Genomic DNA, 13,959 nt, shown 5'->3' on the forward strand with positions numbered 1-13,959 from the left:
AGATGCCCAATGCGCGCCGAAGCGCAGGCTCACGCCGACCAGATCAATGCTGCCCTTGCGCTGTTGCGCCGGTTCCTCGACTGGGACCGCGCGCTCAAGCGGCTGGAAGAGCTGAATGCCAAGGTGGAAGACCAGGCGCTGTGGAACGACCCCAAGGCCGCGCAGGACGTGATGCGGGAACGCCGGCGGCTGGAAGAGGCGATTGCCGCCACGCGTGCGATCGAATCCGAGTTGAGCGATACGGTCGAGTTGATGGAAATGGCCGAAGCCGAAGGCGATGACGCCATGGTTGAAGAAGGCCTTGCCGCGCTTGCCGAACTTGCCGAGCGGGCAGAGCGCGACAAGGTGGCAGCGTTGCTGGCGGGCGAGGCCGATGCCAACGACACCTATATCGAAATCAATGCGGGCGCGGGCGGCACCGAGAGCCAGGACTGGGCCGAAATGCTGCAGCGGATGTACACGCGCTGGGCCGAACGGCACAAGATGAAGGTCGAACTGATCGACTATCACGCGGGTGAACAGGCAGGCATCAAATCCGCGACGCTGCTCATCAAGGGCGAAAATGCCTATGGCTATGCCAAGACGGAAAGCGGGGTCCATCGCCTCGTCCGGATCAGCCCCTATGATTCGAATGCGCGGCGCCACACCAGCTTTTCAAGCGTCTGGGTGTATCCGGTGGTCGACGAGAATATCGATATCGAGATCAATGAGAGCGAACTCAGGATCGACACCTATCGCGCATCGGGAGCGGGTGGCCAGCACATCAATACAACCGATAGTGCCGTGCGGATTACCCATCTTCCGACCGGAATCGTCGTCCAGTGCCAGAACCAGCGTTCGCAGCACAAGAACCGGGCAGAAGCCTATAACCAGCTGCGCGCGCGCCTTTACGAGGCCGAACTCCAGAAGCGGGAGGCCGAAGCCAATGCGACTGCCGCCAATAAGACCGACATCGGCTGGGGTCACCAGATCCGGTCCTATGTCCTCCAGCCGTACCAGTTGGTGAAGGACCTGCGCACCGGTGTCACCTCCACGGCGCCGGGAGACGTTCTTGACGGCGATCTTGACCGGTTCATGGCCGCCGCCCTATCGCAGCGCGTGTCAGGGGAAAAAGTCGTTGTCGAGGATGTCGATTAAGGCCGGCGCCACAGGCGCGCTGTTCGGGGCGCTGTTGCTGGCAGGGTGCGGCGGGAGCGCGGGCCCCAGGCCGGATCGCGACATCCCGTCCTCAGAATTTCCGGCAGCGCACCGCCCCGTCGCACCAATCGTGTCGAGCCGCTGGTCAACCGAAGAAGCGCGCGACAGGTTGAAGGAAGCCGATCATGTGATGGACCTTGCGGGTGTGAAACGCGGCATGACCGTTGCCGATATCGGCGCGGGGGAAGGCTATTACACCATCCGCCTGGCCCAGCGCGTGGGAGCCAAGGGCCGCGTGCTGGCTGAAGACATTATTCCCGAAGTGCGGAACAAGCTGGCCGAGCGCGTTTATCGCGAACAGCTCGACAATGTCAGCGTCCGGCTTGGGGCCCCTGCCGATCCGAAGCTGCCAGAACGGAGCTTCGATCGCATCCTGATGGTGCATATGTATCATGAGATAGAGGCGCCCTATGAATTCCTCTGGCGGATGCGTCCGTCACTGAAGAAGGGCGGGCAAGTGATCATCGTCGATGCCGACCGCCCGACGGCCAACCATGGCACGCCCCCCGCCCTGCTTGCCTGCGAACTGGCAGCGGTGGGCTACAGGCAAACCGAAGCAAGGCTCTTGCCGCAGCCGGGCACTTACCTGCGCGCATTCCGGGCAGAGGGTCCACGCCCGGAGCCGCAGAACATAAAAGCTTGCAAGGGCTGACGTCGCCCCGTTACCCCAGCTTTTCGATCTTGGCCTGAAGTTCGGCAAGCTGAGCCTTGAGCGCGGCAATCTCGTCATCCTTCTTGTCGCGCAATGGCTTGGGCCGGAAGGCACTCGCCGCAGCTTCGAACATTTCGAGATTGCGCTTCGCGATTTCTCCGAAGGGTCCGCTTGCAATTGCGCCTTCAAGGGCTTCGCGAAATTTCGAGTGGTTCTTGCGGAAGGCATCCATCGACGCTTCGAGGTAGCCCGGCACCATGGCCTGCATCGAATCGCCGTACATCGAGATCAGCTGGCGCAGGAATCCCGCCGGGAGCATCGTCTGCCCGCGCCCTTCCTCATCCATGATGATCTGGGTGAGGACACTGTGGGTGATATCCTCATTGCTCTTCGCATCGAGCACCTGAAACTCGCGCCCCTCACGCGTCATCTTCGCCAGGTCGTCGAGCGTGATGTAGGATGAGGTATGGGTGTTGTAGAGCCTGCGGTTCGCATATTTCTTGATGATGACGGGCTTGGTTCCATCATTCGCTGTCTTGGCCATCGGGCGACCCCTGAAACGGAAAAAACGATCCTAGCCCGATTCATAGTGCGCTGCAACATGAGTGCCGCAGCCGTACCGAATCGGGAAGGCCAGAGTCTGAACCATGTTCGTGGATCAGATTTTTGATACATCGGAAATAACTATATTGCATCTAATGTTAAAAATTTTTTGTATATGCGACTTCATAAATAGAATTCAGAATAATGTTGCATCAATACTACAATATATTGAATAAATTTGACGAATAGACGGAATTTTTGATTTTCTCTTGCCGGATCATTCAGTTTTTTAGTTGTGATGTCCCCACCGCCGCGTGCGTTCTCAAAGGCGCGGTCAATCATTGGGGATAAAGTAATGCAAAAAAGTCGTTTCCTGCTGGCCTCCGCCCTAGCTTCGTCCAGTCTCTTCCTCCTCGCCCAGCCCGCCTGGTCGCAAGACGCCGCACCACAGGCGACCAAGGGTGCTGCCGAAGCGGATGGTGACGAGATTATCGTCACTGGAACAATTCTGCGCCGCACGGATACCGAGACACCGTCCCCGATCACAATTGTGACGGCAGAAGATATCGATAAGCGCGGAGTCAACACTGTTCAGGATGCGCTCCAGTTGCTCACTTCCAACAACGGTCCGGCAATTACGAATTCGTTTACAGCGAACGGCGCGTTCGCAGCAGGGGCTTCAGCAGTGTCTCTGCGCGGATTGACTACGTCCTCCACCCTGGTTCTTTTCGATGGCTTGCGGGCCGCAAATTATCCGCTCGCCGACGATGGCACCCGCAACTTCGTCGATCTGAATACCATTCCTGATGACGTGATCGAGCGCGTCGAAGTTCTGCGCGATGGGGCATCTTCGAGCTATGGCGCTGATGCGATCGCCGGCGTGGTAAACATCATCACGAAGCGCTCCTTCACTGGAATTGGCGGACGCGTTGAAGCTGGTACATCCTCCCGCGGGGACGCAGGAAACCAGAGAATTAGCCTAACGGCAGGCATTGGTGACCTCGATGAAAAGGGGTTCAACGCATATATCAGTGGATTCTATCTCCACGGTTCGCAGCTGCGAAACAGCGATCGCCCCTATCCCTATAACTCCGACGATCAGCGCGGCCTCTGCTTTAATGGAGTTTGCGGCCCCAACAACGTGATCAACGGCTTCGATGCCAATGGCGCGTTTCCAAACCTTGGATTTGGAACGACGGCAAGCACGTTGTTCGTTCGCCCCTTCGACGCCACAAACACGACACCACAAGGTCGCAACCAGATGCTCAACCCTGCATTAGGCTGTATTCGGGGGACTGCCTACAGCCCGACTGCAGCTGAGCTCGCAGGCAGCAACAATGGCGCCGTCCCGACAACGCTCTGCCAACAGGACAATACAAAGGAATTCGGGGTCATTTCCCCCGAAATCGAGCGGCTGGGGGGTACTGTTCGCGCGACAGCAAAAGTCGGCGACACTGCAGAGGCCTATTTTACCGTCAACTTCCAGCAAACCACTTCAAGCTATGATGGCAATCCGGCTACGATCAGGGCCCGCGCACCGGCCGGGATTCTTTTCCCCGTTTTCCAGAACAATTCCGGCGCAAGCAATCTGACGCTGCCCGTATTTGTCTGCCCTCGAGGCACCACCGCTCCTTGCACTGCTGCCAACGGCAGGCTCAATCCCAACAACCCCTTCGCGGCACAGGGGCAGGTCGCCCGTTTGGTGGGCCGCTTGCCCAACATCTTCGAATTCAACGAAACCCGCAGTCGGGTCTATCGCGCTGCTGCAGGAATCAATGGCAGCTTTCTGGGTGACGGCAGCTATCAAGTAGATGGGGTTGTTATGCATAATGACCTACGGAGGATTTCCGAGGGCTATGTCTATATCCAACATCTGCTCGATGTCGTTGCGGACGGAAGCTACAACTTCGTCAATCCATTTCTGAACACCAAAGCCCAGAATGACTTTCTTGCTCCACGGAACGTCACGAATTCGACATCCGATCTCTATCAGGCTCAAGTTATTCTTGGAAAGCCCCTGTTCGAATTACCCGGTGGCAAAGTCCAGCTCGGCGTAGGAGGGAGCATTCGCTACGAAGCCATTGACGCGCCAAGCGCCAATGATGACTTCAATGGTCCCACGCAGCGGTACTTCCGCCTCAATGCTTTCGGTACAAAAGGCCACAGGACAGTCAAATCTGCTTTTGCTGAAATTGGTGCGCCAATTCTTGACAATCTAGAGGCAAACCTGTCCGGTCGCTATGACAGCTATTCAAGTGGACAGCATTCGTTTTCGCCCAAGGCGGGATTGAAATTCACGCCGATCAAGCAGTTAGCGATACGCGGTACGTATTCAAAGGGCTTCAGAATACCGAGCTTTGCCGAGTCAAACGCGCTGCCAACCACTGGGTTTGTAACCCAATCTCGCGCCAATCTGCCAAACAATTTCCTCAATCAATATGGCGCCAACTGTAATAATGGACCAACTGGCGTGTGCCCAACCTATATCACTGCATATTCGCTCGGACTCACGCAGATTGGCACCCCCAACCTCAAGCCCGAAAAGTCTCGCAGCTTTACCGGCGGCATTGTTTTTGAGCCTATCAAGAACGTCACACTTACGTTCGACTATTACAACATCCGCAAAACAAGAGCGATCACTGCTGCAGACACGACGCCCGCCGTTGCGGCCTATTATGCCGGACGCCCAATTCCGCCGGGATTTACAGTTATTGCCGATTCGCCTGATCCCAATTTCCCGAACGCACTTCCGCGCATCGCGTTCGTCCAGTCGGGCTTCATCAATGCGAATACGATTGTGTCTGAAGGGTTCGACTTTTCGGCAACCGGCAATTTCGAGTTCGATAACGGCATTAAGCTGACAGTTTCCGGAGAAGCGAGCCGTATTGAAAAGCTGAACACAAAATTCCCTGATGGCCACACTGAACACTATGCTGGCACGCTCGGAAACTTCAACCTGACCGCAGGTACGGGCACGCCCCGCTGGAGAGCAAGTGGCGAAGTCACAGTCGAATATAATGCGTTTTCTGTCACTGCGAGCGGGAACTATTTCGATGGCTATAACCTCTCTGCCGAAGACCAAGGAGACGTGGCAGGCGATTGCGGCCAATCAAATGGGTTCACACCCTGCAATGTGAAATCCTACTTCACGCTGGATCTGAACACGGACGTAAAGGTGAACGATCATTTTGACTTTTACGTGAATGTCCAGAACCTTTTTGACCGACTGCCTCCGATCGACCCCGTTACTTATGGAGCCAACAACTATAATGCGGTGCAGGGCGGAACGGGAATTGTCGGCCGAGCATTCCGCGCCGGTGCAAAATTCAAATTCTGAAGCAGCGCAACCTAAGATAATACTTACCTTAGGGCCGTCCTTCGGGGCGGCCCTTTTTCTATCCCCATATCCGCTTGAAGCGCGCGCCCAGCGCGGTCAGCAATTCATAGGGCGCAATACCGGATTGGGCCGTCGCTTCAGCCAAGGCATAGTCAAGCGTCACCCAATCCCCTTCGCCAAGGTCGGGTTCGGCATCTACGCAAATCGCAAGCAAGTCCATCGAGACGCGCCCAACCACCGGAAAGCGACCACCACCCGCGCTGCCCCGGTTGGAAAAGCCCCGCAAATATCCATCGGCATAGCCAATGTTGAGGATCGCGAGTTCCATGTCGCGGTCAGCCGTGAAGGTTGCATTGTAGCCCACGCTGTCCCCTGCCCGGATGCGACGGCGCTGGATAACCTGCGCCTGTGGGTGCGCCACCTGCATGATATGCCCGACTGCCTCCCCGCGCGGAATGCCGCCATAAAGTGCAAGGCCGGGCCGCGTCAGATCGAAATGATAGTCGGGCCCAAGGCAGATGCCAGCCGAATTGGCCAGGCTCATCCGCCTGGCACTGGTCCGTCCGGCAAGTGCTGCAAAGGCCGCCCGCTGCCGCTCATTCTGTGGCACATCTTCATCCGCCGAGGCAAGGTGGCTCAACAGCGTGTCGATGCTGAGCCCGTCGAGCAGGCCATCCAATACGTCCTTCGCCGCAAGGCCCAAACGGTTCATGCCGGTATCGACCATGACGTCACACAGGCCTCCCCCGGCCTGTTTCCATCGCTTCACCTGTTCGACGGTGTTGAGCGTGGGCCGCGCGCGTGAAGTCCGGGCTTCCGCCATGTCCACATCGCGCACCCCATGGAGGACCGAGAGCGAAATGCCGTCCGGCAACGCGCCAAGCGCGCGCACCTCATCCCATGTGGTCACGAAAAAGTCGCGGCATCCGGCAGCGGCCAACCTCTCCAGAACGGGCCGCGCGCCAAGGCCGTAACCGTTCGCCTTGATCGCGGCACCACAGGCGGCCTTGCCGCTTTGCGCTGCAAGCCAGCGCCAATTGGCAACAAGCGCCGCGCCATCGAGCGCAAGGCGAAGGGGTGCAGTGCGGGTCATCCCGCGCGCGATAGTGGCAGACGCGCGATCAGTCGAGTTCCTTGTGCCTGTTCTCTTCAAGCCAGATCGCGCTGACGACAAAGGCCATGGCGGTCACGCCAACGCCATACCATAGACCGTTGAACGCACCCCCGGTCTTCACGACAATATATTGCGAGATCAGCGGCAGGAAACCGCCGAAGTAGCCCGTACCGATGTGGTAGGGAATCGACATGGAGGTATAGCGGATCTTGGCGGGGAACATTTCCACCAGGATCGCCGCAACCTGCCCGTATGTCATTGCCGACAGTGCAACCAACGACGCCACGGCAAGGATGATAAGCAGCGGATTGCGCGCATCCGGATCGGACTTGTCCGGATAACCAGCCGCCTCAAGCGTTGCGACATAGGCCTTTTCGTCGAAACCAGTCACCTCAGCAGACCCGACTTTGAGCGCCACTGCGGAACCGTCTTCCTTGGCATAGCTGATGCCGCGCTTCGACAGGAAGTTGAGCGCTTTCGCGCATTCGGTCTCGTGTTTGGCCGCGAACACGTTGAACTCGCAGTCTGGCGCCACCAAAGTAACCGGGCTGGTTTTGGTTGCCTGCGAGAGCGCCGGATTGGCGGCGTCTGCCATCATATAAAAGAGCGGGAACGTCAGCAGCATCGACAGTGCATAGCCGGTCAAGAGGATGCGCTTGCGTCCGACCGTATCGGAGACCCAGCCAAAGGCTACGTAGAGCGGTACTGCGATCAGCGCGCCGACAGCCATATAGAGCAGGGCGTCAGTTTCGGGCACGCGTGCTGTGCCGGTCAGGAAATAGAGCGTGTAGAATTGCGACGTGTAATAAATCACCGTCAGCCCGGCTGCGACCCCGAACATCGCAACCATGATGCGCTTGATGTTGCCGGGATAGCGCAAGCTGTCGACAAACGGGTTCTTGGAGGTCGTCCCCGCTTCCTTCATCGCCTTGAAAACCGGGCTTTCCGAGAGTTTGAGCCGGATGTAGAGCGATATGGCGAGCAGCAGGATGGAGAGCAGAAACGGCACGCGCCACCCCCAGGCCTCGAACTCCTCGGTGCTCATCGATGTCCGCGTTGCCAGCACGACGACCACCGCAAGCAGGAAGCCACCGCCAACTGACGCCTGGATCCAGCTAGTGTACTGGCCGCGCTTGTTCTTGGGCGCGTGTTCAGCGACGTAGATCGCAGCCCCGCCATATTCGCCGCCAAGCGCGAGACCCTGAAGACATCGAAGCAGCAGAAGCAGCGCAGCTGCCCAGACGCCTGCAGTCGCAAAGGTCGGCAGGAGACCAATGGCTGCCGTTGCCCCGCCCATCAAGGTGATGGTCACGAGAAAGGTATATTTGCGCCCGATCCGGTCGCCAAAATAGCCGAACAGGATCGCGCCCAGTGGCCGAACGCCAAAGCCCGCGCCGAACACGGCAAGGCTGGCAAGCGTTGCGGCGGTCGGATTGTCCGACGGGAAAAACAGCTTGCCGATCAGCGCGCCCAAAATACCGTAAACGAAGAAATCATACCATTCAAAGATCGTTCCGAGCGCAGAGGCAGTGATGACCAGCCGGTCGCGCTTGATATCCACCTCGCCCGTATCACTCATTTTTGAACAGTTCCTATCTTTTGTATCGTTGACACGCCCTTACCGGCAGTTATGCGGAAGGGACAAGCATGTTTGGCTTGGTTCTTGTGGCTGGTGTTCCGGCCAAACAACCCAAATGGTCAAGAGGATAAATGTCGATGAAGTCACGCAGGCTGGGCAAGAGTGCCATTTACGTTTCCGATATCTGCATGGGAACCATGACGTTCGGAAACCAGGCTGACGAGGCAACGGCACACCGCGTTCTCGACATGAGCCTTGATGCCGGGATCAACTTTTTCGACACGGCCGAAGGTTATCCCGTGCCGCCCGATATCAAATATGTCGGCGTGACCGAAGAGATTGTCGGCCGCTGGCTGAAGGGCAAGAACCGCGATTCGATCATTCTCGCAACCAAGGTCTCCGGGCCGAGCCATGTCTGGTTCAAGAGCCCCAAGCGTGGTGGCATGACGGCGCTGGACCGGCACAATATCAAGGTTGCGGTCGAAGACAGCCTGCGCAAGCTCCAGACCGATTATATCGATCTGTACCAGACGCACTGGCCAGATCATGACACGCCCTATGAAGAGACAATGGAAACGCTCGACGAGCTGATCCGCGAAGGCAAGGTCCGAATCATCGGCTGTTCGAATGAAACAAGCTGGGGGCTGATGAAATCGATCCAGGCGTCCGAACGCGTTGGCGCCGCGCGATACCAGACGATCCAGAACAATTTCAGTATCAACAACCGCCGCTTCGAGGACGAACTGGCACAGGTCTGCCGCCAGGAAGGGGTGAGCCTCATCCCCTATTCGCCGATCGGCGGCGGCGTCCTGTCAGGCAAATACCAGGATGGCAAGCGCCCGGCCGGCGCACGCTTTTCCGCCTATCTCGACATGGGTGGCCGGCAGGCGACCATGGCGCAGCGCTTTGCAGGGCCGCGGGCGCTTGAATCGACAGCGCGGATCATGGAGATCGCGAAGGAGGCGGGCATGTCTCCCGTAACTCTCGCTGTCGCCTGGTCGAAACAGCATGATTTCGTTGCGTCGACGATTGTCGGCGTCACAACAGTCGAACAATGCGCAGAGATTTTTGCCGCAGCAGACCTTGTCCTTCCCGACGATGTCATGAAAGCCATCCACAAGGTCACGAAGGAGATCCTCTACCCGATGGGGTGAGGGCGCTATTTCTTCTTCTGATTCCGCATCACGACGAAGCCGATGGCCATGATGACAAGTCCAAGGACAATCAGGACTTCAAGTGCTGTTTCGACGGTTTCCATTGAGCCTCACTCCACAGTGACGGATTTGGCGAGATTCCTGGGCTGATCGACGTCAGTGCCCTTGGCACAGGCAACGTGATAGGCAAGAAGCTGAATGGGAACGGCGTAGACGAGCGGCGCAATCAGTGGGTGAACGGCCGGCATCTCGATCGTTGCCTTGGCGTCTGACCCTGCGAGCGCAAGCCCTTCGGCATCGGAGATGAGCACCACCTGCGCGCCGCGCGCCATCGCCTCCTGCATGTTGCTGACGGTCTTGTCGAACAGGGGTCCGGCGGGCGCGAGGACGATGAGCGGCACCTTGTCATCAATCAGCGCGATCGGCCCGTGCTTCATTTCGCCCGAGGCATAGCCTTCCGCGTGAATATAGCTGATTTCCTTGAGCTTCAGCGCGCCTTCCAGCGCCATCGGATAGTCCGGCCCACGCCCGAGATAGAGCACGTCTCGCGCTTCCGCGATCGTGTGCGCCATTTTCTGGATTTCGTCGTCATGCGAGAGCGCGGCATTCATGGCCGCGGGTGCTTCCTTCAGATGGCCGACAATCTCGCGCTCCTGTTCCGCTGTCATCTTGCCCTTCGCGCGTGCAAGGTTGACAGAAAGTGCTGCCATCACCGCAAGCTGGCAGGTGAAGGCCTTGGTTGAGGCAACACCGATTTCCGGTCCCGCATGGGTGGGGAGCAGAAGGTCCACTTCGCGCGCCATGGAACTGGTCGGCACGTTGATGATCCCCGCCGTCGTCACACCATTGGCCTTCATGTGGCGGAGTGCGGCGAGCGTATCTGCAGTTTCCCCAGATTGGGAAACGACAACGCCCAGTACTTTCCCGGTGAGGACCGGATCGCGATAGCGAAATTCCGATGCGACATCGACGTCGACCGGCAGCCGCGCCATTTGCTCGATCCAGTATTTTCCGATCATCCCGACATAGGAGGCCGTGCCGCAGGCGACGATGACGACGCGCTCGACTTCCGACAGGTCGAAATCCATCTGCGGCATCGCCACCTGCATTTCCAGCGGACGGATATAGCTCTGCAGGGTGTCCGCCACGACCACAGGCTGTTCGTAGATTTCCTTCTGCATGAAATGGCGATGGTTACCCTTGTCGATCAGGGCGCCTGACGCCCCTGACACAACAATGGGTCGCGTGACGGGCGTGTTGGTCCGATCATAGATGTCGACTTTGTCGCGACCGACCACGACCCAATCGCCTTCTTCGAGATAGGCAATCCGCTGCGTCAGCGGCGCGAGCGCCAGCGCATCCGAACCAAGGTAATTCTCTCCGTCGCCATAACCGACAGTCAGCGGGGCGCCCAGGCGCGCGCCAATGATGAGATCGGGATGCTCGCGAAACATGATTGCCAGCGCAAAAGCACCGTGCAGGCGGGGCAGCACAGCCGCGACGGCTTCCTGAGGCGATGCCGCAGTCTGCATTTCGCGATCGACCAGATGCGCGACCACTTCGGTATCAGTCTCCGAAAGGAAGGTCCGCCCTTGTGCGATCAGTTCATCACGAAGCGGCTTGAAATTCTCGATAATGCCATTGTGGACAATCGTGACATCACCAACGATGTGCGGATGGGCGTTGTCCTCCGTCGGCGCTCCGTGCGTGGCCCAGCGCGTGTGGGCAATCCCGACAATGCCTTCTAGCGGCTCGGCAGCCAGCTTCGCGGCGAGATTGTTGAGCTTGCCTTCGGCCCGCCGGCGCCCGAACTGGCCGTTCGTGACCGTGCAGATGCCCGCTGAATCATAGCCGCGATATTCGAGCCGCCTCAGACCATCCACCAGACGTTGTGCAACGGCGTCCTTGCCGACAATCCCGATAATGCCACACATGGGAAACTCCCGGATAAACGCGATACGCCCCATTGGCCCAAGCGCAGTCGCGAGGGAAGCCCCTTTGGCCGATAGCAGGCCTGCTTAACCCTTTCTTTGCGGAGAGCATCCTAGGTCTTGCCCATGGGCAAGCGCAGGAGACGGATGCCAGTATGGCGTGGGTTCGGGTTGCCGATTGGCAAGGCCGAATGGGCAGGGACGGTGCTCTGCGGCATTCTGGCCGGCCTATGCATCGGCTTTGCCCTGCTGATCTGGGCGCCACATGATGGAAACGATCGCCGGATTGGGGGCCGTGCTGTTGCGGCGACATCTCCGCAAAAATGGGTGGTTGCCGATATGGATACAGGCCGTCCCGCGCCTGTTTCGACGCGAGAGACGACAGCCGACAATTTCGATCAGGTTGCGTCGACGCAGGGTGTGACGGTTTTCGGTCTTTGCCATATCGGGGGCGGGACCAACTGCGTGGTCGACGGCGACACGATCTGGATGGACGGCGTGAAAATCAGGGTAGCCGATATCGACGCGCCTGAGACACATCCGCCCCGGTGCGCTGCAGAAGCCGATCTAGGCAATCGCGCGACGCTGCGGCTGCAGCAGCTCCTCAACGCGGGGCCGATAACGCTTGAGCAGATCGGCCGCGACGAGGACCGCTATGGCCGCAAGTTGCGCATCCTTGTCCGGCAAGGACGCTCGCTGGGAGACATTCTTGTTAGCGAAGGCCTAGCGCGAACCTACCAAGGAGGCCCGCGTACGGGCTGGTGCTAGTCCTGACGCCCGCGCACCATGTCTTCGATCGAGACGACCATCAGGCCGATCATGAATGCGATCATCGCCCCGGCGACGACCAGAACTGCGGGTTGCATCAGAGGATTTGTCATGGTTTCTGCTCCAGATTGAGTGGATTTTCTGAACCACCACGCGGCTCAATTCATTGACTCAAATCAAAGACGGAAATTCGGGGCCGTGCTTTTTTCAAAGCAGAAAGCGAAAAGGTGTTTGCCATGCTCAACGTCGAAGCAGATCGTGATTCAGGTTATCTTGAACTGACCGTCGATGGACGGATCGAAAAGGCGGATTTCGAAAAGGCCGTTGAAGCCGTGGATATGCTGCTTGAAACCCACAAAAAGATCGACGTCATGGAAATTGTGCTCGATCTGGGCATGGTCACACCCGAAGTCTGGTGGAAGGATCTTGTGTTTCACCTGAGTCATCAGCGCTTCCTGCGCCGGGCGTCCGTTGTTTCGGATAATGGTTGGGTCGGTCCGCTCACGCGTCTTTTTGCGCCCCTCTACCCGGCTGACATCCGCACCTACAGCCTCGGCGAAATCGAGGAAGCCCGGCGCTGGACGAAGTTCGGTGACCCTCAGGACGATTCAGCCGTCGAGCCGCACCTGGACTTTGCGTGACTGTTTCCCGTCGCTAACCGTTTCTTAGCGGGACTCCCTGCATAGTCCTGCCATTGTGGCAGAATCTGACCCCATCAAGCGCCTGCAGGCGGCTGCGCGACGCACGACGACTCCGGACACAGTCGAGTCACAGCACCGCTGGTATATGGACGAGCTGGAGCAAACGATCGGTCGTGATCCGTCCGGCATAGGCAGCTGGCGAACCGAGTTTTCGACAAGCCCGTCCTGGCTTGGCCCGACCCTGAAAATTCTTGCTCTTTCTGCAATGACATTCGCCGCGACAATTGTATTCCTGCTCTGGCAGGACGGCACCCTGGGCCGCTTTTTCGGATCCAAACAGATCCTGCCGCCCCACAAGAAGGTGGTCTGGGTCCTGGGTGACGCGGAAACCGGCCAGGCGGCAGCGGTCCCGACCGGCAAGGCGACAAAGAGCGACGCACCCCCCAATGAAATCGAGCCGTTGATCAACCCTCAAGTCGCGCCGGCAGTCGCAACGCCTGAACCTGACAAAGAGGTGGAAAACTAGCGGAATTGTCCTCGAACAATAGACGATCAGAGGCTGCGCCAATGACGCAGCCCCCGGTCAGTTGGTCGTTTCAGTATCAGGACGCTGGTGCCCAATCGCCCTTGAGCAAGGCAATGATACGGCGGACAACCAAGGTCGCTGCCACACCGGCAATATGCAATCCCAGATTTGTGGCAATCGCGCCCAGTTGTTCTCCGATCTGCGGAACGTTGCCAAGGGCTACGCCAATCGCAGGCAGAACTAGCACGGCCAGCATGACCCGCATGCTGTCGTCGGTTGGCGCACCAATTCCTACAATAATTCCAAGTATGACCAGCGCAGCAGCGACGTTCAGATTTGGAATGGCAACAAAAGCGGCAGCGATTGCCAAAAGCAAGGCAACCACGCGCGCAACGGCATAGACCTTATTCATGATTTTCCCCTCCAATTTTTTTCGACCTTGCGGTCAGGAGGTCCCCACCCCCTGCAAAGGAAACTATATGGTTAATTCGAAATTGCAAGTCGTATCGAATCTGGC

Annotated in this window: 13 protein-coding genes; 7 read left to right on the forward strand and 6 right to left on the reverse strand. The window is 58.2% G+C overall.

Annotated features, from left to right (window positions below; all coding sequences use genetic code 11):
- Positions 1–9: 9 nt before the first annotated feature.
- Together prfB and K0O24_RS00530 are read left to right on the forward strand one after the other, a co-directional pair.
- Positions 10–1,137: a peptide chain release factor 2 gene (gene prfB / locus K0O24_RS00525; RefSeq protein ID WP_219893910.1), complete on the forward strand. Its 1,128-nt coding sequence runs from the start codon at positions 10–12 to the stop codon at positions 1,135–1,137.
- Positions 1,127–1,849, forward strand: coding sequence for a class I SAM-dependent methyltransferase (locus K0O24_RS00530; RefSeq protein ID WP_219893911.1), 723 nt, complete (start codon positions 1,127–1,129; stop codon positions 1,847–1,849). Before prfB ends, K0O24_RS00530 begins: the two co-directional genes overlap by 11 nt.
- A gap of 10 nt (positions 1,850–1,859) precedes the next feature.
- Here K0O24_RS00530 and phaR read toward each other — a convergent pair whose 3' ends face one another.
- Together phaR and K0O24_RS00540 are read right to left on the reverse strand one after the other, a co-directional pair.
- On the reverse strand, positions 1,860–2,393 hold the full coding sequence (gene phaR, locus K0O24_RS00535) for a polyhydroxyalkanoate synthesis repressor PhaR (protein WP_219893912.1): 534 nt from the start codon (positions 2,391–2,393) through the stop codon (positions 1,860–1,862).
- Between the two features lie 182 nt (positions 2,394–2,575).
- Positions 2,576–2,734, reverse strand: coding sequence for a hypothetical protein (locus K0O24_RS00540; protein ID WP_219893913.1), 159 nt, complete (start codon positions 2,732–2,734; stop codon positions 2,576–2,578).
- A 13-nt stretch (positions 2,735–2,747) separates the two neighbouring features.
- Between K0O24_RS00540 and K0O24_RS00545 the strand changes: the two genes are divergently transcribed.
- The gene (locus tag K0O24_RS00545) at positions 2,748–5,729 is read left to right on the forward strand and encodes a TonB-dependent receptor domain-containing protein (RefSeq protein ID WP_219893914.1); all 2,982 of its coding nucleotides are present in this window, start codon (positions 2,748–2,750) and stop codon (positions 5,727–5,729) included.
- Positions 5,730–5,787: 58 nt separating this feature from the next.
- Here K0O24_RS00545 and K0O24_RS00550 read toward each other — a convergent pair whose 3' ends face one another.
- Positions 5,788–6,822, reverse strand: a complete 1,035-nt coding sequence (locus tag K0O24_RS00550; RefSeq protein WP_219893915.1) for an alanine racemase — start codon at positions 6,820–6,822, stop codon at positions 5,788–5,790.
- Positions 6,823–6,850: 28 nt separating this feature from the next.
- Positions 6,851–8,422 (reverse strand): MFS transporter, encoded by a 1,572-nt coding sequence (locus K0O24_RS00555; protein ID WP_219893916.1) that lies wholly within the window; start codon positions 8,420–8,422, stop codon positions 6,851–6,853.
- A 137-nt stretch (positions 8,423–8,559) separates the two neighbouring features.
- Between K0O24_RS00555 and K0O24_RS00560 the strand changes: the two genes are divergently transcribed.
- Positions 8,560–9,576, forward strand: coding sequence for an aldo/keto reductase (locus K0O24_RS00560; RefSeq protein ID WP_219893917.1), 1,017 nt, complete (start codon positions 8,560–8,562; stop codon positions 9,574–9,576).
- 110 nt (positions 9,577–9,686) lie between these two features.
- On the opposite strand, the gene glmS is transcribed toward K0O24_RS00560, so the two are convergent.
- A complete protein-coding gene (gene glmS, locus K0O24_RS00565; protein ID WP_219895395.1) occupies positions 9,687–11,510 on the reverse strand; it encodes a glutamine--fructose-6-phosphate transaminase (isomerizing) in 1,824 nt (607 codons plus the stop codon).
- 144 nt (positions 11,511–11,654) lie between these two features.
- On the opposite strand from glmS, the gene K0O24_RS00570 reads away from it, so the two are divergent.
- The 3 genes from K0O24_RS00570 (at position 11,655) to K0O24_RS00580 (ending at position 13,442) form a co-directional block, all read left to right on the forward strand.
- Positions 11,655–12,275 (forward strand): thermonuclease family protein, encoded by a 621-nt coding sequence (locus tag K0O24_RS00570; protein WP_246611069.1) that lies wholly within the window; start codon positions 11,655–11,657, stop codon positions 12,273–12,275.
- A 236-nt stretch (positions 12,276–12,511) separates the two neighbouring features.
- Positions 12,512–12,916 carry a SpoIIAA family protein gene (locus K0O24_RS00575; RefSeq protein WP_219893918.1) on the forward strand — a complete coding sequence of 135 codons (405 nt, stop codon included), beginning with the start codon at positions 12,512–12,514 and terminating at the stop codon, positions 12,914–12,916.
- 55 nt (positions 12,917–12,971) lie between these two features.
- A complete protein-coding gene (locus K0O24_RS00580) occupies positions 12,972–13,442 on the forward strand; it encodes a hypothetical protein (protein ID WP_219893919.1) in 471 nt (156 codons plus the stop codon).
- Positions 13,443–13,518: 76 nt separating this feature from the next.
- Here K0O24_RS00580 and K0O24_RS00585 read toward each other — a convergent pair whose 3' ends face one another.
- A complete protein-coding gene (locus K0O24_RS00585) occupies positions 13,519–13,854 on the reverse strand; it encodes a hypothetical protein (RefSeq protein ID WP_219893920.1) in 336 nt (111 codons plus the stop codon).
- Between the last annotated feature and the right edge of the window lie 105 nt (positions 13,855–13,959).

Origin of the sequence: Aquisediminimonas profunda (assembly GCF_019443285.1) — a bacterium.
Taxonomy (GTDB): domain Bacteria; phylum Pseudomonadota; class Alphaproteobacteria; order Sphingomonadales; family Sphingomonadaceae; genus Aquisediminimonas; species Aquisediminimonas profunda.

Bases quoted from the DNA above. Each gene is read 5' to 3' on its own strand.
- prfB (WP_219893910.1), top strand. From the start codon at position 10: ATGCGCGCCGAAGCGCAGGCTCACGCCGACCAGATCAATGCTGCCCTT.
- K0O24_RS00530 (WP_219893911.1), top strand. From the start codon at position 1,127: ATGTCGATTAAGGCCGGCGCCACAGGCGCGCTGTTCGGGGCGCTGTTG.
- phaR (WP_219893912.1), bottom strand. From the start codon at position 2,393: ATGGCCAAGACAGCGAATGATGGAACCAAGCCCGTCATCATCAAGAAA.
- K0O24_RS00540 (WP_219893913.1), bottom strand. From the start codon at position 2,734: ATGATTGACCGCGCCTTTGAGAACGCACGCGGCGGTGGGGACATCACA.
- K0O24_RS00545 (WP_219893914.1), top strand. From the start codon at position 2,748: ATGCAAAAAAGTCGTTTCCTGCTGGCCTCCGCCCTAGCTTCGTCCAGT.
- K0O24_RS00550 (WP_219893915.1), bottom strand. From the start codon at position 6,822: ATGACCCGCACTGCACCCCTTCGCCTTGCGCTCGATGGCGCGGCGCTT.
- K0O24_RS00555 (WP_219893916.1), bottom strand. From the start codon at position 8,422: ATGAGTGATACGGGCGAGGTGGATATCAAGCGCGACCGGCTGGTCATC.
- K0O24_RS00560 (WP_219893917.1), top strand. From the start codon at position 8,560: ATGAAGTCACGCAGGCTGGGCAAGAGTGCCATTTACGTTTCCGATATC.
- glmS (WP_219895395.1), bottom strand. From the start codon at position 11,510: ATGTGTGGCATTATCGGGATTGTCGGCAAGGACGCCGTTGCACAACGT.
- K0O24_RS00570 (WP_246611069.1), top strand. From the start codon at position 11,655: ATGCCAGTATGGCGTGGGTTCGGGTTGCCGATTGGCAAGGCCGAATGG.
- K0O24_RS00575 (WP_219893918.1), top strand. From the start codon at position 12,512: ATGCTCAACGTCGAAGCAGATCGTGATTCAGGTTATCTTGAACTGACC.
- K0O24_RS00585 (WP_219893920.1), bottom strand. From the start codon at position 13,854: ATGAATAAGGTCTATGCCGTTGCGCGCGTGGTTGCCTTGCTTTTGGCA.